We start from the raw sequence: 18,822 nt of genomic DNA, 5'->3' as shown, positions 1-18,822 counted from the left end.
TAGCTATGAAGAAAATACTTGAAGCAATACTGGCGATTAATCTCGCCGTGCTCTCCTGTATTGTGTTTGTAAATATTATTTTAAGATATGGTTTTCAGACAAGTATTTTGTCTGTAGATGAATTATCGCGTTATTTATTTGTCTGGTTAACATTTATTGGCGCAATTGTGGCTTTTATGGATAACGCCCACGTTCAGGTCACCTTTCTGGTAGAGAAACTCTCTCCAGCCTGGCAGCGACGAGTCGCTCTGGTCACCCATTCCTTAATCTTATTTATTTGTGGTGCACTGGCCTGGGGCGCAACGCTAAAAACAATTCAGGACTGGAGCGATTATTCACCGATCCTCGGTTTGCCCATCGGCCTGATGTATGCCGCTTGCCTGCCCACCAGCCTTGTTATCGCTTTCTTTGAACTGCGTCATTTATATCAACTCATCTCGCGCAGCGATTCTGTTACGCCACCACCGCAAGGAGCTTAATCATGGCTGTGCTGATTTTTCTGGGCTGCCTGTTGGGTGGCATTGCTATCGGTTTGCCTATTGCCTGGGCACTTTTGTTATGTGGCGCAGCGTTAATGTTCTGGCTGGAGATGTTTGATGTCCAGATCATGGCACAAACGCTGGTGAACGGAGCCGACAGTTTCTCCCTGCTGGCGATACCATTCTTTGTGCTGGCGGGTGAAATCATGAATGCGGGCGGCTTGTCAAAACGCATTGTTGACCTGCCGATGAAACTGGTTGGGCATAAACCTGGCGGGTTGGGCTACGTGGGTGTTCTGGCGGCAATGATTATGGCAAGTCTTTCCGGTTCTGCCGTTGCGGATACCGCCGCCGTTGCCGCGCTATTAGTGCCGATGATGCGCAGCGCCAACTACCCGGTCAACCGGGCCGCGGGGCTAATTGCCTCAGGCGGGATTATCGCTCCCATTATTCCACCTTCCATTCCATTTATTATTTTTGGCGTTTCCAGTGGTTTGTCCATCAGCAAACTGTTTATGGCAGGAATTGCCCCAGGCATTATGATGGGCGCAACGCTGATGCTCACCTGGTGGTGGCAGGCCAGTCGTCTTAATTTACCCCGCCAGCAAAAAGCGACAATGCAGGAAATCTGGCACTCTTTTGTCTCCGGTATCTGGGCGCTGTTTCTTCCGGTCATCATTATTGGGGGTTTTCGCTCCGGTCTGTTTACCCCTACCGAAGCCGGGGCCGTTGCTGCTTTCTATGCGTTGTTTGTCGCCACAGTTATTTACCGTGAAATGACCTTCGCCACACTTTGGCATGTGCTAATTGGCGCGGCGAAAACGACCTCTGTGGTCATGTTTCTGGTGGCCTCGGCACAAGTTTCCGCCTGGCTGATTACCATTGCTGAACTGCCGATGATGGTTTCTGATTTACTGCAACCGTTGGTCGATTCACCACGTTTGTTGTTTATCGTGATTATGCTGGCAATTTTGATCGTCGGCATGGTTATGGATTTAACACCAACCGTGTTAATTCTCACTCCGGTATTAATGCCTTTAGTTAAAGAGGCTGGCATTGATCCGATTTATTTCGGTGTCATGTTTATCATCAACTGTTCAATCGGCTTAATTACACCCCCCATCGGTAATGTACTTAACGTTATTTCAGGTGTGGCGAGATTAAAATTTGATGATGCAGTCAGAGGCGTTTTCCCTTACGTATTGGTTTTATATTCTTTATTAGCCGCATTTATTTTTATTCCCGATCTCATCATCCTCCCTTCGAAATGGATTAATTAAAAGGAAAATATTATGAAATTACGCTCTGTAACCTACGCATTATTCATTGCTGGCCTGGCTGCATTCAGTACATCTTCTCTGGCGGCACAATCATTACGTTTCGGTTATGAAACATCGCAAACCGATTCACAACATATTGCGGCGAAAAAATTCAATGAATTATTACAGGAAAAAACCAAAGGCGAACTGAAATTAAAACTGTTCCCGGATAGCACCCTCGGTAATGCGCAGGCGATGATCAGCGGCGTGCGTGGCGGCACTATTGATATGGAGATGTCTGGCTCTAACAACTTTACGGGACTCTCGCCCATAATCAACCTGCTCGACGTCCCTTTCCTGTTCCGCGATACCGCTCACGCGCATAAAACGCTCGACGGCAAAGTCGGTGATGACCTGAAAGTCTCCCTTGAAGGTAAAGGACTGAAAGTACTGGCTTACTGGGAAAACGGCTGGCGCGATGTCACCAACTCGCGCGCACCGGTTAAAACGCCTGCTGACCTGAAAGGGCTGAAAATTCGCACCAACAATAGCCCGATGAATATCGCGGCATTCAAAGTTTTTGGCGCTAACCCAATCCCGATGCCGTTTGCCGAAGTGTATACCGGGCTAGAAACGCGCACTATCGACGCTCAGGAACACCCGATCAACGTTGTCTGGTCAGCAAAATTTTACGAAGTGCAGAAGTACCTTTCTCTGACGCACCACGCCTATTCCCCGCTTCTGGTGGTGATCAACAAAGCGAAGTTTGATGGCTTAACCCCGGAGTTCCAGCAAGCGCTGATCTCATCTGCGCAGGAAGCGGGCAACTACCAGCGCAAACTGGTTGCCGAAGATCAGCAAAAAATCATCGACGGCATGAAAGAAGCGGGCGTGGAAGTCATCACCGATCTCGACCGCAAAGCCTTTAGCGACGCGCTGGGTACTCAGGTCCGCGACATGTTTGTTAAAGATGTTCCGCAGGGTGCCGATCTGCTGAAAGCCGTGGATGAGGTGCAATAAACCATGACGCAATACTGGCTGGGGTTAGATTGTGGCGGTAGCTGGCTGAAAGCCGGACTGTATGACCGTGAAGGCCGGGAGGCGGGCGTACAGCGCCTGCCGCTGTGTGCTGTAAGCCCGCAGCCAGGCTGGGCAGAGCGTGATATGGCAGAACTGTGGCAATGCTGCATGGCTGTCATTCGCGCCCTGCTTACTCATTCTGGCGTTAGCGGGGAACAAATAGTTGGTATCGGCATCTCCGCACAAGGAAAAGGCTTGTTTTTACTGGATAAAAACAACAAGCCACTCGGTAACGCCATTTTGTCCTCGGATCGCCGGGCGATGGAAATCGTTCGTCACTGGCAGGAAGATGGTATCCCGGAAAAACTCTACCCGTTGACCCGACAGACCTTATGGACCGGGCATCCGGTGTCGCTGTTACGCTGGCTAAAAGAGCACGAACCGGAGCGCTACACACAAATTGGCTGCGTGATGATGACGCACGACTACCTGCGCTGGTGTTTAACCGGCGTCAAAGGTTGCGAAGAGAGCAATATTTCTGAGTCCAATCTCTACAACATGAGTCTTGGGGAATATGACCCATGCCTCACCGACTGGCTGGGGATCGCTGAAATCAATCACGCCCTGCCGTCTGTTGTCGGATCTGCCGAAATCTGCGGGGAGATCACCGCCCAGACAGCCGCCCTGACCGGTCTGAAAGCGGGTACGCCCGTTGTCGGCGGCCTGTTTGATGTGGTTTCCACCGCACTCTGCGCCGGGATCGAAGACGAATTCACCCTCAATGCGGTGATGGGGACCTGGGCGGTGACCAGCGGCATAACCCACGGTTTAGGTGACGGTGAAGCGCATCCGTATGTCTATGGCCGCTACGTTAATGACGGTGAATTTATCGTTCACGAAGCCAGCCCCACCTCTTCCGGCAACCTCGAATGGTTTACCGCGCAGTGGGGAGAAATCTCGTTTGATGAGATTAATCGGGCCGTTGCCAGCTTGCCGAAAGCCAGTGGCGATCTCTTTTTCCTGCCGTTCCTGTACGGCAGCAACGCCGGACTCGAGATGACCAGCGGTTTCTACGGGATGCAGGCCATTCATACCCGCGCGCACCTGTTGCAGGCCATCTATGAAGGCGTGGTGTTCAGCCATATGACCCACCTCAACCGGATGCGCGAACGTTTTACTGATGTGCACACCCTGCGCGTGACTGGCGGCCCAGCGCATTCCGATGTCTGGATGCAAATGCTGGCGGACGTTAGCGGCTTACGAATCGAATTGCCGCAGGTGGAGGAAACGGGTTGTTTTGGCGCGGCGCTCGCTGCCCGCGTCGGCACCGGGGTTTATCGCGATTTCAGCGAAGCCCAACGAGGCTTACAGCACCCGGTACGCACCCTGCTACCGGATATGACCGCCCATCAGCTTTACCAACAAAAATACCAACGCTATCAGCATCTCATTGCCGCACTTCAGGGTTATCACACCCGCATCAAGGAGCACACATTATGAGCAGACCACTTCTGCAACTGGCCCTCGACCACTCATCACTTGAGGCCGCACAGCGCGACGTTACGCTGTTAAAAGACAGCGTCGATATCGTCGAAGCGGGTACCATTCTCTGTTTAAACGAAGGGCTTGGCGCGGTGAAAGCCTTGCGCGAACAGTGCCCGGACAAAATCATCGTTGCTGACTGGAAGGTCGCCGACGCTGGTGAAACACTCGCTCAACAAGCATTTACCGCAGGTGCTAACTGGATGACCATCATCTGCGCCGCGCCGCTCGCCACGGTAGAAAAAGGCCACGCCATGGCGCAGAACTGCGGCGGTGAAATTCAGATAGAGCTGTTTGGTAACTGGACGCTGGGCGACGCCCGCGACTGGCATCGTATTGGCGTGCGGCAGGCCATTTATCATCGCGGTCGCGATGCGCAGGCCAGCGGGCAACAGTGGGGCGAGGCCGATCTGGCACGCATGAAAGCGCTTTCCGATATCGGCCTTGAGCTTTCGATTACTGGCGGGATTACCCCTGCTGACCTACCGCTGTTTAAAGATATCCGCGTGAAAGCGTTTATAGCTGGGCGAGCACTGGCAGGCGCAGCAAATCCAGCGCAGGTAGCTGGCGATTTCCATGCACAAATCGACGCTATCTGGGGAGGCCAACGTGCGTAATCATCCGTTAGGGATTTATGAAAAAGCGCTGGCGAAAGATCTCTCCTGGCCGGAGCGGCTGGTGCTGGCAAAAAGCTGCGGTTTTGATTTTGTCGAAATGTCGGTGGATGAAACCGACGAACGGCTCTCACGTCTTGACTGGAGCACCGCGCAAAGGGCTTCGCTGGTCACTGCGATGATCGAAACGGGTGTTGCCATTCCGTCAATGTGTTTGTCTGCCCATCGCCGTTTTCCTTTTGGCAGCCGGGACGAGGCGGTACGCGAACGGGCGCGGGAAATCATGAGTAAAGCGATTCGCCTGGCGCGCGATCTCGGCATTCGTACCATTCAACTGGCGGGTTACGACGTCTATTACGAAGACCATGACGAAGGCACGCAGCAACGCTTTGCTGAAGGGCTGGCGTGGGCGGTTGAACAGGCGGCGGCATCGCAAGTGATGCTGGCGGTGGAGATTATGGACACCGCGTTTATGAACTCCATCAGCAAATGGAAAAAATGGGACGAGATGCTCGCCTCGCCGTGGTTCACCGTCTACCCGGACGTCGGCAATCTTAGCGCCTGGGGCAATGATGTTCCCGCCGAACTGAAACTGGGCATTGATCGTATTGCCGCGATCCACCTGAAAGACACCCAGCCAGTTACCGAGCAAAGTCCCGGACAGTTCCGCGACGTGCCGTTTGGCGAAGGCTGCGTCGATTTCGTTGGCATCTTCAAAACGCTGCATGAGCTTAACTATCGCGGATCATTTCTGATTGAGATGTGGACCGAAAAAGCCAACGAGCCGGTACTGGAGATTATTCAGGCACGGCGGTGGATTGAAGCGCGTATGCAGGAGGCTGGATTTATATGTTAGAGCAACTGAAAGCCGACGTGCTGGCGGCGAATCTGGCGCTTCCCGCTCACCATCTGGTGACGTTCACCTGGGGCAATGTCAGCGCGGTAGACGAGACGCGGCAATGGATGGTGATCAAACCTTCCGGCGTCGAGTATGAAGTGATGACCGCCGACGATATGGTGGTGGTTGAGATAGCCAGCGGCAAGGTGGTGGAAGGCAGCAAAAAGCCCTCGTCCGACACGCCAACGCATCTGGCGCTCTACCGTCGCTATGCCGAAATCGGTGGCATTGTGCATACCCACTCGCGCCACGCGACCATCTGGTCGCAGGCCGGGCTGGATCTCCCCGCCTGGGGCACCACGCACGCCGATTACTTCTATGGTGCCATCCCCTGCACGCGCCTGATGACCGCAGAGGAGATCAACGGCGAGTATGAATACCAGACCGGCGAAGTGATCATTGAAACTTTCGAAGAACGCGGCAGGAGTCCAGCGCAAATCCCTGCGGTGCTGGTGCATTCTCACGGCCCGTTCGCCTGGGGAAAAAATGCCGCCGATGCGGTGCATAATGCCGTAGTACTGGAAGAATGCGCCTATATGGGACTGTTCTCACGCCAGCTCTCGCCGCAGCTTCCTGCCATGCAAAACGAACTGCTGGATAAACACTACCTGCGTAAGCATGGGGCCAATGCTTATTACGGGCAATAATCTCTCACGCCGGGGCTTCATCGCCCCGGTACTATGAATTGATATGCTCCCGATTACATTGCGCACAAAAATCAGAAACGTTTAACGCAGGCGATTATAGTTACCGACCAGTTCATTATAAGCTTGTAATGATTTCGGATATGAGTCCTCGACCATCCAGCTTGTGTTTGCGTCCTGAAGTTTCTTTTTATCCCAGTCAGAATACGGGACTTTATCTCTGATACGACGAACATATTTTTTAGATGCAATTTGATATCGGTCTGCTGCCCCTGTGAAGAGAGAATTCATACTGTCTTTACTCACTTCTTTGGCTTGCGCCACCAGCGTTTCAAGTTCAGCCACTTTCTTCATTGCCGCTTCTGCATCAAACTTCTCTTGCGATATCAGGTTATTAATTTGTTTCGCTGAAATCATGGCAGCCAGAGAGTAGTAGTGGAATGTTTTCCCTTCTCTTTGTTCAATATTTTTCAGTTCTACAAGCTGACGCTTATCATTAATTTCCTGAATTGCCGCATGATAAGATTCTGCTACAGGTTCAAAGGCTTCAAGATTTTTTAAGAATGTCTGGTGCAGCGTTTTCCCTTTGGCAAACGCATCGTCTTTATAATTTTCCTGGGTGTAATATTTATCCATTTCGTTAATGGTATTACCCAACGCCACGGCAGCATCAATATAACTCGCCGCCACGCCATCAATAGGTTGCAGCGCAGGCGTTAACGCCACGACTCTTTTTATTCCTTTTTGACACTCAGAGAGATTGGATTCACTAATGCTGTAGATGCCATAAACAATGCTTTCTTTACCCGTTGGCCCCTGTTTAAAATCTTTCAGCCAGTCGGCATAACGCGCCAGACTGCGCTGTACCGGGATCTGTAACTTGTTGTAGCACTTGATATAGATATCCATTTTTTCGTCGAAAACCGCTTGTTCATCGACCACCGGTTGCGCAGGTGTTTCAGGTTTAGCTTCTGCTTTTGCAACGGGGGCTTCAGTAGGTTTCGCTTCAGGAGCGGGTGCGGCAGGTTGACTATTGGCGGGCGGGGGAGTTTCTGTTTCGGCTTTTTTATCATCACAGCCAGTGATACCGAGGGCCATTATAGCGACTATAATAGCGGAAGATAATAAATTCCTTTTCATTTAATTGCCTTATAAATAGATAAATAAGAGAGTGAATATAATAAATGAAAAAAGAAAATGTCACTACACGCGTTTTGTTTATAAATAAATTGATAATATTCACAAAATGAATGAGTCCTGTAATTTAATTTCTAAATCACAGGACTTATTTTAATTAACGGCACAACCCTGGCGAGAGGGAGTGTCATCTCCCCCGCCATTAATCACGCACTACATCCCATAACGCTCGGCAATAGCAGCATGTTTCTCTTCATTCGCTCCGGCTTCTTTGGCAAGACGCCACCAGCACAACGGATGTTCCCAGTCAGCGGTTAGTTGGCTAAGTGTTTTGTCGATATCAGCTTTGGCTATCGAACGCGGTGCGCTAATAACAAAATAGAATGCAGGCAACGGATCAGCGCCTTCACCCTGATGACTGTCCGTTAACGTATAGTCATCATTACTGTTGCTCCAGTAGTACCAGTTTCGTTCACGGAGCGCCTCACGGAAGGCATTAAACTGTTCTTCACCAGGCATAACACCTTCGCAGAACCAGGACTCGCCGTACTCGGTCGGGATAATGGTTTTCAGACACCCATAAAGTGGCGTGAAATTCTTCTGCTCTTCTTCGTCTTCAGGTCGGGTATTCAACATTTCTGCATCGAAAACCACTATTTCATCAACATGTTGCGGGAAATCGGTCCGGTAAGTCGGCTCTATAATCCTTGCTGTTACCGGCCCAATGCGTTGAGCATAGTAATAGCGGTATTCGTAATTTTCCCGGAAGCGAATGTTTAGCAGCCCCCATTTTTCGTCGATAAAACCTTCGCCTTCTGTGAGTTCGATTTCCAGTTCAGCAGCAATAGCACGCACCAAATCCCACTGTTGTAAGATGCTGGCGGTCGCCATGATATCCCACTGGAGATTACGAATATCTTCTTCACGGCTAATCATCAGTTGCTGCAATTGCTGTAAATAATCCAGCTGTCGCTCCCAGGCTTCCTGTTTTTGTGCTGCCCAGGAACACATACGATAAACGCCGACCCACTCACGCCCTTTTTCGTTTTCCAGCAACTGTTGCCCAATCGACTCCAGTTCACTCCAGTCTTCCTGTTGGTTGATCACCCGCGCACGGAACCACAGTGCCATATGTAGCAGACCCGCCTGTTCATACAGCTTCGCCAGGTGCTCGATCGCTTGCTGATCGCCACGGTTAAGCAAGAGATCCAGCAGATCGAAGCAAAGGCCGTTATCTTCCTGAAGATGGCTTTCAACGTGGCGTTGCAGAAGTTCGATCGACTCATTAATCGCATTACAGGCGTTTAACGCATTGACCAGTTTGCCCAGCAATTCCGCATCATCTGGCGTGTTCAGATAAGCGCGACGGAATATCTCTACGTCTTTTTCTGGATCTGGCTGCGTTTCTTCATCGCTATTTTCAGGTACTTCTACAACCGGACGAGCAAGCAACTCCGCCTCTTTGGCGGCGATTTTTTCACTAAGTTCGAGAAACTCGCGATCAACGCCCACTAACGAACGTAATTTCGGCATGTGCCGTTGGGCCTGTTTCATCGCCATTTTGGCCACCCAGACGGATTCACGCTCCAGCGCCAGAGTGATTTGCAGTTTTGCCAGATCAACCGCTTTGCGGTGCGCCCCGGCCTGCGAACGTTGATCCAGCATTGTCTGGATGATGCGCGCCAGCTGCCAGTGGTTTCTCTGTGGATGGCGAGGAAGCAGTACGGTAATAATCTTTACCCACATGCCCCATGAATAGGGGGTCAGATCTGACCAACGCGGTAATTCTTCCCAGACTTCTTCGTCCTGCCCGCATAACGCCATAATGTACAGTTTTTTGAGGTGATAATTGATGCGATCACGGCCCCAGTAATCATTCTCTTTTGCCAGTTCATCAATCAGTTCACGAGCTTCATCGTAGCGCTGAAGGGCAACCAAAATATCAGCGCGTGTTGCCAGCAGCGCTTCTAAATATTCACTCCCCGCTGCTTTCACCGCCTCGATTTGCCTGTCGATATAAACCAACGCTTCTTCTGTTTTGTTGGAGTCCACCAGTGCACTGGCATACTCGCAGGATAAACACATAAAGCAGCTCCAGGTCGGATCAATGCGCGCAATGGTTTCTTCACATACTGCCATGCGTTCATTCGCCCAGCCTGGACCATCGATATTTTCGTAGCAGGCTGATAAATCCTGGGTAACGCAAATGGATTGCGGGCAATCCTTCGCCTCTTCCCGGTGCGCTTTTTCAAACAGCGCTACCACGTCTGGCAGCACTTTTTCGCCTTCTTCATAGTTAGTCAGGCGATGACGCATCTCCCAGTGACCGATAAATATTTCCAGCCACGGATTTTTAGCTACTTGATTCAGCGCTTTCATTTCCGGCAATAGCGAATCGCATTTTTCTATTTGCAGGTGCAAAACACTTTCTGAAAAATCATCAATAAGCTGCGGAATATATTCTTGCCCGGCATCGCGCAACTCCTGACTATATTTGTTGTACCACTCCCATGTATCCATTTTATTTTCCTTGATTAATTAAGACAGGAATAACCTGAGTAAAATCTTCCAGTGCCTGGTGTAAATCCCACTGCTGTTCTTTATTACCGCTGGAGCACAAAATCACTTTCAGTGATTTTAATAACCGTAATGCTGCCGCTGGCTGCTGATGCTGTTGTAAGGCCGTCACCAGTTGCATGACACAGGGGTTATTAAGATTGATATACAGACTTGAGGTTTTCGTTTTTTGGATTTGCGAGGTAAATTGCCGCGCCAGCATTAACGCTGCGGTACTGATGCGTTTATCTGCGTCATCCTGTTCGAGAATTTGTTTTAATTCTGCTTCGCGGTCTGGCGTGACCACGAGCGGTAAAACCGCTGGTTCGAAGCGGGAGATAATTAATTGCTCGCCATCGCAGAGATGCTCTTCCAGATAAGCCACCTGCTCTTCAGGTAATTCTGCCAGGCTGAACAACTGCTCATTACCTGTTTGCGTACCGACTTCGATAATCCGGCAGTGATATAACAGCGCCCAACGGCGTAAAAATGGCACCACCGCATAGCGATCGCCACGGGCTACAGGCCGTTGCAGAATGTGGAACAACATCTCTTCAAAACCGCCGTCGCGGCTTAACAGAATATGAATGCTGTTATTAACGCGTAAATCCTTCGCCAGCAGCGCGCCTTTTGACGTTGGCACCTGCAAGCGATCTTTGAGCAAATCAAACAGACGGTCATCACACAACGCCGCACCCAGCAACGCTTCGTTGTGGCGCATTAATACACGCCGCCAGATTTCTGGCTGATTTTGTGCGAGATCGGACAAACCAGAGATCAGCGCCTCTTTTAACGCCTCTTGTACCGCAACCCAGGTTTCATCCCGCTGGAGATCTTCCCTGCTTGCCGTCGGCGTCAGTTTCGATGACTCAATCACGCCGCCAATAAATCCGGCCCAGGGCGGTAACAACTCACGCGCTTCATCATCCAGTAACATGCCGCGCAAAAACAACGACAGGTTGCGGTTATCGCTGGTGCCGTAGGTCGCGCCATCCTGAATCCATAAAATCCCAACCGCGTCGCTCATTCCCGCTGGCACCACCGGAATGGTACAAATCGGTTCGAAGGAGGATTCAAACTGGGCGGCAAAGGCGAGATTTTTACGCTGTACCAGCGCGCGGTGTATGGTTACGCCTTCGGGAGCAACTTCACGCCACGGTGGTTGAAGTTTATTTACCGGCTCGCTGGCATCGCCGACATAGACTGGTTCGTGCAGCAATATGCAGTAGCGGGAAAGAACGCGGTTCAACAAATTATTACTCGCCAGATGGCTGTACTCTTCCTTGAGCGTCAGAATCACCTGCGTTCCCGTTTCCGAGGACTGATGCGGCGTAACGGTATATTTTGCCCGTCGGTAGAGTGGTATTTCCAGCTCTGATCCGGCGTTTGCCAGGATGTGGTCAACACCGTGACCTCTTTTGCCAGTACAAAGGCCGACAAAAAACCGAGGCCGAACATACCAATTAAACCGGTGTTGTCATCCTGCTGACGCAACATTCGGGTATAACCCACGCCCACTGTAGCCAGGAAGCCGTGAATTTCGCTTTCTGTCAGTCCCGCACCGGTATCGGTAATAGTGATAGTGGACTTCGCCACGTCAGCCACCACACGAATTTGGTTATCCTTTGGCGCATCGGGCTGCTCAATCCTGCGGCGCACAATCGCATCATGGCCGTTCTGCACCAGCTCGCGCACGGCAACCACGGGAGTGGAGTAAAGATGCTTGCTGAGCACCTCAATTAAGCCGTTTAAATTAACTTCTGTAGAATATGAACTGCCAGGTAACTGTAATGTACTCATTTTTCAATACTCATAATCCATCACCTACTATTGAAAATACATTGCTGTTTTTACAACCGGTGCAAGGTTTGTTATTTTCATTCACGCATCGGAAACATTTATTTATTGATGCGATGATTAAAACAAAATGTCTTATATAAATAATGATTAATTCTTAAAGGATTAATGCGACTGGAGTATATCGATATAAATCGGAGTTAACGAGATAATTTCTTGTGATGAAATTATTATTTGAATGCTGAATAATATATTGAGGATTATTTAATAGAAAAATAAAACCGCAATCCAGAATCAGAATTGCGGTATTTCTTTAATTATGAATCAAACGCTGCGGATGGGTATAAACCGTTGCCCGCCCCGGCTTACAAAAGCCCACCAGCGTCAAATTACAGCGTTCAGCCACTTCTACAGCAAGCGTGGTCGCGGCAGACACCGCAAACAAAATCTCTACGCCGCACATCGCCGACTTTTGCACCATTTCATAACTGGCACGGCTGGAAACCAGCACCGCACCTTGCTGCCAGCTTTCACCTTCTTGCGCCCGGCGGCCTAACAGTTTATCCAGCGCCACATGGCGGCCCACGTCTTCATGCCCGCCTGCCAGTTCGCCAGATGGCAACATCCAGGCTGCGGCGTGGGTACAACCGGTCAGTAGCCCCACTGGCTGGAAGTCGGTGAGTTGGCGCAACGCATCATCCAGTTTGTTGAGATCAAATGTCTGAGTGAACGGCAGCGGCTGCACCGGTTTACCGATGTCATTAAGTTGCTCCACGCCGCATACGCCACAGCCCGTGCGCCCGGCCAGCGCGCGGCGGCGCTCTTTAAGCCCCATAAAACGGCGGCTGGACAGCTCAATTTGCACTTCCAGACCGTTACAGGAAGGAACAACATCCATGCCGAAGATATCGCGTGGGCTTTCGATAATTCCTTCGGAAAGCGAAAAACCGAGCGCAAACAGTTCAAGGTCTTTGGGCGATGCCATCATCACCACATGCGAAATACCGTTGTACACCAGCGCAACGGGAACTTCTTCCGCCACCTCATCTAACCGTGGGTGTTGTAAATCGTCACGACGCCATAACTCAATTTGGCTAACGCCTGTGACATTTGTCACATTTTTGACTTCTTTTTGTCGTGTTTTTTTCACTTTATATTAACCAGATAAGAACACACACACCAACATTATGGTATTCTGTTACAAACCCTTCCTGGATGGAGGGAAATTGAGCCAATTCTGGACCTTTGCGGCCCCTTCCGCAAAGAAAAATAACTCCCACTCCCTGCACACTCAGCAAGCGAATGTAAATGGGACGTGACAATGTCGAAACAAGGAGCAATCCATGCAGGTCAGCAGAAGGCAGTTCTTTAAGATCTGCGCTGGCGGTATGGCAGGCACCACGGCAGCGGCACTGGGTTTTGCACCCAGCGTAGCACTCGCGGAAACCCGGCAGTATAAACTGCTGCGCACCCGCGAAACCCGTAATACCTGCACCTATTGTTCCGTAGGCTGTGGGCTGTTGATGTACAGCCTCGGTGACGGAGCAAAAAACGCCAAAGCATCTATCTTCCATATCGAAGGCGATCCGGATCACCCGGTCAACCGCGGTGCACTTTGTCCGAAAGGCGCTGGCCTGGTGGATTTCATCCACTCCGAAAGCCGTCTGAAGTTTCCGGAATACCGTGCGCCAGGTTCTGATAAATGGCAGCAAATCAGTTGGGAAGAGGCGTTTGATCGCATCGCCAAACTGATGAAAGAAGACCGCGATGCTAACTACATTGCGCAAAACGCCGAACGGCGTGACTGTTAACCGCTGGCTCTCCACCGGGATGCTGTGTGCTTCCGCGTCGAGTAACGAAACCGGCTATTTAACGCAAAAATTCTCCCGCGCGCTGGGTATGCTCGCGGTCGACAACCAGGCGCGTGTCTGACACGGACCAACGGTAGCAAGTCTTGCTCCAACATTTGGTCGCGGTGCGATGACCAACCACTGGGTCGACATCAAGAACGCCAACCTCGTCGTGGTGATGGGCGGTAACGCCGCTGAAGCTCACCCGGTCGGGTTCCGCTGGGCGATGGAAGCCAAAATTCACAACGGCGCGAAGCTGATTGTGATCGATCCTCGCTTTACGCGTACGGCGGCGGTGGCTGACTACTATGCTCCTATTCGTTCCGGTACTGACATTGCTTTCCTGTCAGGCGTATTGCTGTACCTGCTGAACAATGAAAAATTCAACCGCGAATACACCGAAGCCTATACCAACGCTAGCCTTATCGTGCGTGAGGATTACGGCTTTGAAGATGGCCTGTTCACCGGCTACGACGCGGAAAAACGCAAGTACGATAAATCCAGCTGGACCTACGAACTGGACGAAAACGGCTTCGCCAAACGCGATACCACGCTGCAACATCCGCGCTGCGTGTGGAACTTGCTGAAACAGCACGTTTCCCGCTACACGCCAGATGTGGTTGAAAACATCTGTGGTACGCCAAAAGACGCGTTCCTGAAAGTCTGCGAATACATCGCAGAAACCAGTGCTCACGATAAAACCGCCTCGTTCCTCTACGCGCTCGGCTGGACGCAACACTCCGTTGGTGCGCAGAACATTCGTACGATGGCGATGATCCAGCTGCTGCTCGGCAACATGGGGATGGCAGGCGGCGGCGTTAACGCCCTGCGCGGTCACTCCAACATTCAAGGGCTGACGGACCTGGGGCTGCTGTCGCAGAGCCTGCCAGGTTACATGACGCTGCCAAGCGAGAAGCAGACCGATCTGCAAACCTACCTCGCCGCCAGCACGCCGAAACCGCTGCTGGAAGGACAGGTTAACTACTGGAGCAACTACCCGAAATTCTTCGTCTCCATGATGAAGGCCTTCTTTGGCGATAAAGCAACGGCGGAAAATAGCTGGGGCTTTGACTGGTTGCCGAAGTGGGATAAAGGCTACGACGTCCTGCAATACTTCGAGATGATGAAAGAGGGCAAGGTCAATGGCTATATCTGCCAGGGCTTTAACCCGGTTGCCTCATTCCCGAACAAAAACAAAGTGATCGGTTGTCTGTCGAAACTGAAGTTCCTCGTCACCATCGACCCGCTGAACACTGAAACCTCTAACTTCTGGCAGAACCACGGTGAGCTGAACGAAGTTGACTCGTCGAAGATCCAGACCGAAGTGTTCCGTCTGCCATCGACCTGCTTCGCGGAAGAGAACGGTTCAATCGTTAACTCAGGTCGCTGGTTGCAGTGGCACTGGAAAGGTGCGGACGCCCCGGGGATTGCGCTGACTGACGGCGAGATCCTCTCCGGTATCTTCCTGCGCTTGCGCAAGATGTATGCCGAACAGGGTGGCGCGAACCCGGACCAGGTGCTGAACATGACCTGGAACTACGCCATTCCGCATGAGCCATCTTCAGAAGAAGTAGCGATGGAGAGTAACGGTAAGGCGCTGGCCGATATTACCGATCCGGCAACCGGTGCGGTTATCGTCAAGAAAGGCCAACAACTTAGCTCGTTCGCCCAACTGCGCGATGACGGTACGACCTCCTGTGGCTGCTGGATTTTCGCCGGTAGCTGGACGCCAGAAGGCAACCAGATGGCGCGTCGTGATAACGCCGATCCGTCTGGCCTCGGTAACACGCTGGGCTGGGCATGGGCATGGCCGCTTAACCGCCGCATCCTGTATAACCGCGCCTCCGCAGACCCGCAGGGTAACCCGTGGGATCCGAAGCGTCAGTTGCTGAAATGGGACGGCACTAAGTGGACCGGCTGGGATATTCCGGACTACAGCGCAGCACCTCCGGGCAGTGGCGTCGGGCCGTTTATCATGCAGCAGGAAGGCTTGGGGCGTCTGTTTGCCCTCGATAAGATGGCGGAAGGTCCGTTCCCGGAACACTACGAGCCGTTTGAAACGCCGCTGGGGACTAACCCGCTGCATCCAAACGTTATCTCGAACCCGGCTGCACGTATCTTTAAAGACGACGCCGAAGCATTGGGTAAAGCCGATAAGTTCCCGTATGTCGGAACCACCTATCGTCTGACCGAGCACTTCCACTACTGGACCAAACACGCGCTGTTGAACGCGATTTTGCAACCAGAGCAGTTTGTGGAAATCGGGGAGTCGCTGGCGAATAAACTTGGCATTGCCCAGGGCGATACCGTGAAAGTCTCCTCCAACCGTGGCTATATCAAAGCCAAAGCGGTGGTGACCAAACGTATTCGCACACTGAAAGCGAACGGCAAAGATATCGATACCATCGGTATTCCGATTCACTGGGGCTATGAAGGTGTTGCGAAAAAAGGCTTTATTGCCAATACGTTAACGCCATTCGTTGGTGATGCGAACACGCAGACGCCAGAGTTTAAGTCCTTCCTTGTGAATGTGGAAAAGGTATAACGGAGACGACATATGGCTTATCAATCGCAAGACATTATTCGTCGCTCCGCGACTAACGGTCTGACCCCCGCGCCTCAGGCGCGGGACTTCCAGGAAGAAGTGGCGAAACTCATCGACGTCACCACCTGCATCGGCTGTAAAGCCTGTCAGGTGGCGTGTTCAGAGTGGAACGACATTCGCGATACCGTCGGCAATAACATTGGGGTGTACGACAACCCCAATGATTTAAGCGCCAAATCGTGGACGGTAATGCGCTTCTCGGAAGTGGAGCAGAACGACAAACTGGAATGGCTGATCCGCAAAGACGGCTGTATGCACTGTTCCGATCCAGGCTGCCTGAAAGCGTGCCCGGCGGAAGGGGCAATTATTCAGTATGCCAACGGTATCGTCGACTTCCAGTCCGAGCAGTGCATTGGCTGCGGTTATTGCATTGCGGGCTGCCCGTTCGATATTCCGCGCCTCAACCCGGAAGACAACCGCGTCTACAAATGTACGCTGTGCGTTGACCGCGTGGTGGTTGGGCAAGAACCGGCCTGCGTGAAAACCTGCCCGACGGGTGCGATTCACTTCGGTACGAAAGAGTCGATGAAAACGCTGGCGAGCGAGCGCGTGGCTGAGCTGAAAACCCGTGGTTACGACAATGCGGGTCTGTACGATCCGGCAGGCGTTGGTGGTACACACGTCATGTACGTGCTGCACCATGCTGACAAGCCAAATCTGTATCATGGCTTGCCGGAGAACCCGGAAATCAGCCAAACCGTGAAATTCTGGAAAGGCATCTGGAAACCGCTCGCGGCTGTTGGCTTTGCGGCTACCTTTGCGGCCAGTATCTTCCACTACGTGGGTGTCGGTCCGAACCGTGCGGATGAGGAAGAGAACAATCTGCACGAAGAGAAAGACGAGGAGCGCAAATGAAACGACGTGACACCATCGTGCGCTACACCGCGCCGGAACGTATCAACCACTGGATCACCGCCTTCTGCTTCATCCTGGCGGCGGTGAGCGGGCTGGGCTTTTTGTTCCCGTCCTTCAACTGGTTGATGCAAATCATGGGCACACCGCAGCTGGCGCGAATTCTGCACCCGTTTGTCGGCGTGGTTATGTTTGCCTCGTTCATCATCATGTTTTTCCGTTACTGGCATCACAACCTAATCAATCGGGATGATATCTTTTGGGCAAAGAATATTCGTAAGATCGTCGTCAACGAGGAAGTAGGTGACACCGGGCGTATAACTTCGGTCAGAAATGCGTTTTCTGGGCGGCGATTATTTTCCTGGTTCTGCTGCTGGTGAGCGGCGTGATTATCTGGCGTCCTTATTTTGCGCCTGCTTTCTCAATCCCGGTGATCCGATTCGCGTTAATGCTGCATTCATTTGCCGCAGTGGCGTTAATTGTGGTTATCATGGTGCATATCTACGCCGCCCTTTGGGTGAAAGGCACGATTACCGCCATGGTGGAAGGATGGGTTACCAGCGCCTGGGCGAAGAAACATCACCCGCGCTGGTACCGTGAGGTCCACAAGACAACGGAAAAGAAAGCTGAATGAGTATTCGCATAATCCCGCAAGATGAGCTGGGTTCGAGCGAGAAACGTACGGCGGATATGATTCCGCCGTTATTGTTCCCTCGGCTCAAAAATTTATACAACCGCCGCGCCGAGCGTCTGCGCGAGCTGGCAGAAAATAATCCGCTGGGTGATTACCTGCGCTTTGCTGCGCTTATCGCCCACGCCCAGGAAGTGGTGCTGTACGACCATCCGCTGGAGATGGATCTGACTGCACGCATTAAAGAAGCCAGCGCACAGGGCAAGCCCCCGCTGGATATTCACGTTCTGCCGCGTGATAAGCACTGGCAAAAGCTGCTGATGGCGCTGATTGCTGAGCTGAAACCTGAAATGAGCGGCCCGGCGCTGGCAGTGATTGAGAATCTGGAGAAGGCATCGACCCAGGAGCTGGAAGATATGGCCAGCGCACTGTTTGCCTCTGATTTCTCGTCCGTCAGCAGCGATAAAGCGCCGTTTATCTGGGCTGCACTGTCGCTCTACTGGGCGCAGATGGCCAATCTGATTCCCGGCAAGGCCCGCGCTGAATACGGCGAACAACGTCAATATTGCCCGGTATGTGGTTCTATGCCGGTGTCCAGCATGGTGCAAATTGGCACCACTCAGGGTCTGCGTTACCTGCACTGCAACCTGTGTGAAACCGAATGGCACGTAGTGCGCGTAAAATGCAGCAACTGTGAACAGAGCGGCAAACTGCATTACTGGTCGCTGGATGACGAACAGGCCGCGATTAAAGCCGAAAGCTGCGATGACTGCGGCACTTACCTGAAGATTCTTTATCAGGAAAAAGAACCGAAAGTTGAAGCCGTGGCAGATGACCTCGCCTCTCTGGTCCTGGACGCGCGAATGGAGCAAGAAGGCTACGCCCGTAGTTCCATCAACCCGTTCCTGTTTCCGGGTGAAGGGGAGTAATCTCTGACG

The 18,822-nt window shown here is 51.9% G+C and carries 12 protein-coding genes and 3 pseudogenes; 11 read left to right on the top strand and 4 right to left on the bottom strand.

Annotation, left to right across the window (positions count from 1 at the left end; all coding sequences use genetic code 11):
• Positions 1-5 precede the first annotated feature (5 nt).
• Genes yiaM through araD form a run of 7 tightly spaced genes read left to right on the top strand, consistent with a single transcriptional unit; the run spans position 6 to position 6,459 of the window.
• Complete coding sequence (yiaM, locus tag AACU94_RS21605) at positions 6-479, top strand: 2,3-diketo-L-gulonate TRAP transporter small permease YiaM (RefSeq protein ID WP_130210018.1); 474 nt, start codon at positions 6-8, stop codon at positions 477-479.
• Positions 480-481: 2 nt separating this feature from the next.
• A complete protein-coding gene (gene yiaN / locus AACU94_RS21600; protein ID WP_130258798.1) occupies positions 482-1,759 on the top strand; it encodes a 2,3-diketo-L-gulonate TRAP transporter large permease YiaN in 1,278 nt (425 codons plus the stop codon).
• Between the two features lie 12 nt (positions 1,760-1,771).
• The gene (gene yiaO / locus AACU94_RS21595) at positions 1,772-2,758 is read left to right on the top strand and encodes a 2,3-diketo-L-gulonate TRAP transporter substrate-binding protein YiaO (RefSeq protein WP_135488587.1); all 987 of its coding nucleotides are present in this window, start codon (positions 1,772-1,774) and stop codon (positions 2,756-2,758) included.
• 3 nt (positions 2,759-2,761) lie between these two features.
• Positions 2,762-4,258: an L-xylulokinase gene (gene lyxK, locus AACU94_RS21590; protein WP_135488586.1), complete on the top strand. Its 1,497-nt coding sequence runs from the start codon at positions 2,762-2,764 to the stop codon at positions 4,256-4,258.
• Entirely contained in the window at positions 4,255-4,917 is a 663-nt protein-coding gene (gene ulaD, locus AACU94_RS21585) for a 3-keto-L-gulonate-6-phosphate decarboxylase UlaD (protein WP_135488585.1), read from the top strand. Before lyxK ends, ulaD begins: the two co-directional genes overlap by 4 nt.
• Entirely contained in the window at positions 4,910-5,770 is an 861-nt protein-coding gene (locus AACU94_RS21580) for an L-ribulose-5-phosphate 3-epimerase (RefSeq protein WP_135488584.1), read from the top strand. The genes ulaD and AACU94_RS21580 overlap by 8 nt, the downstream gene beginning before the upstream one ends.
• Positions 5,764-6,459: an L-ribulose-5-phosphate 4-epimerase gene (gene araD / locus AACU94_RS21575; protein ID WP_135488583.1), complete on the top strand. Its 696-nt coding sequence runs from the start codon at positions 5,764-5,766 to the stop codon at positions 6,457-6,459. The genes AACU94_RS21580 and araD overlap by 7 nt, the downstream gene beginning before the upstream one ends.
• A gap of 81 nt (positions 6,460-6,540) precedes the next feature.
• On the opposite strand, the gene AACU94_RS21570 is transcribed toward araD, so the two are convergent.
• The 4 genes and pseudogenes from AACU94_RS21570 to fdhD form a co-directional block, all read right to left on the bottom strand.
• Complete coding sequence (locus AACU94_RS21570; RefSeq protein ID WP_135488582.1) at positions 6,541-7,596, bottom strand: YiiG family protein; 1,056 nt, start codon at positions 7,594-7,596, stop codon at positions 6,541-6,543.
• Between the two features lie 210 nt (positions 7,597-7,806).
• Complete coding sequence (locus AACU94_RS21565) at positions 7,807-10,113, bottom strand: hypothetical protein (protein WP_135488581.1); 2,307 nt, start codon at positions 10,111-10,113, stop codon at positions 7,807-7,809.
• Between the two features lies 1 nt (position 10,114).
• A pseudogene (locus tag AACU94_RS21560) lies at positions 10,115-11,949 on the bottom strand (ATP-binding protein).
• A 310-nt stretch (positions 11,950-12,259) separates the two neighbouring features.
• Positions 12,260-13,096, bottom strand: a complete 837-nt coding sequence (gene fdhD / locus AACU94_RS21555; protein ID WP_135488580.1) for a formate dehydrogenase accessory sulfurtransferase FdhD — start codon at positions 13,094-13,096, stop codon at positions 12,260-12,262.
• A gap of 193 nt (positions 13,097-13,289) precedes the next feature.
• Here fdhD and fdnG point away from each other — a divergent pair.
• The 4 genes and pseudogenes from fdnG to fdhE all read left to right on the top strand — a co-directional run bounded on the left by fdnG (position 13,290) and on the right by fdhE (position 18,813).
• Positions 13,290-16,341 (top strand): annotated as a pseudogene (fdnG, locus tag AACU94_RS21550) (formate dehydrogenase-N subunit alpha).
• Positions 16,342-16,353: 12 nt separating this feature from the next.
• A complete protein-coding gene (gene fdoH / locus AACU94_RS21545) occupies positions 16,354-17,256 on the top strand; it encodes a formate dehydrogenase O subunit beta (RefSeq protein ID WP_000331381.1) in 903 nt (300 codons plus the stop codon).
• Positions 17,253-17,887, top strand: a pseudogene (fdoI, locus tag AACU94_RS21540) (formate dehydrogenase cytochrome b556 subunit). Before fdoH ends, fdoI begins: the two are co-directional and overlap by 4 nt.
• Entirely contained in the window at positions 17,884-18,813 is a 930-nt protein-coding gene (fdhE, locus tag AACU94_RS21535; RefSeq protein ID WP_000027708.1) for a formate dehydrogenase accessory protein FdhE, read from the top strand. Before fdoI ends, fdhE begins: the two are co-directional and overlap by 4 nt.
• The last annotated feature ends 9 nt before the right edge of the window (positions 18,814-18,822 follow it).

The organism is Escherichia sp. E4702 (genome assembly GCF_963883545.1).
Classification (GTDB): Bacteria; Pseudomonadota; Gammaproteobacteria; order Enterobacterales; family Enterobacteriaceae; genus Escherichia.
This window is presented reverse-complemented; position numbering and strand designations above follow the sequence as displayed.

Bases quoted from the DNA above. Each gene is read 5' to 3' on its own strand.
- yiaM (WP_130210018.1), top strand. From the start codon at position 6: ATGAAGAAAATACTTGAAGCAATACTGGCGATTAATCTCGCCGTGCTC.
- yiaN (WP_130258798.1), top strand. From the start codon at position 482: ATGGCTGTGCTGATTTTTCTGGGCTGCCTGTTGGGTGGCATTGCTATC.
- yiaO (WP_135488587.1), top strand. From the start codon at position 1,772: ATGAAATTACGCTCTGTAACCTACGCATTATTCATTGCTGGCCTGGCT.
- lyxK (WP_135488586.1), top strand. From the start codon at position 2,762: ATGACGCAATACTGGCTGGGGTTAGATTGTGGCGGTAGCTGGCTGAAA.
- ulaD (WP_135488585.1), top strand. From the start codon at position 4,255: ATGAGCAGACCACTTCTGCAACTGGCCCTCGACCACTCATCACTTGAG.
- araD (WP_135488583.1), top strand. From the start codon at position 5,764: ATGTTAGAGCAACTGAAAGCCGACGTGCTGGCGGCGAATCTGGCGCTT.
- AACU94_RS21570 (WP_135488582.1), bottom strand. From the start codon at position 7,596: ATGAAAAGGAATTTATTATCTTCCGCTATTATAGTCGCTATAATGGCC.
- AACU94_RS21565 (WP_135488581.1), bottom strand. From the start codon at position 10,113: ATGGATACATGGGAGTGGTACAACAAATATAGTCAGGAGTTGCGCGAT.
- fdoH (WP_000331381.1), top strand. From the start codon at position 16,354: ATGGCTTATCAATCGCAAGACATTATTCGTCGCTCCGCGACTAACGGT.
- fdhE (WP_000027708.1), top strand. From the start codon at position 17,884: ATGAGTATTCGCATAATCCCGCAAGATGAGCTGGGTTCGAGCGAGAAA.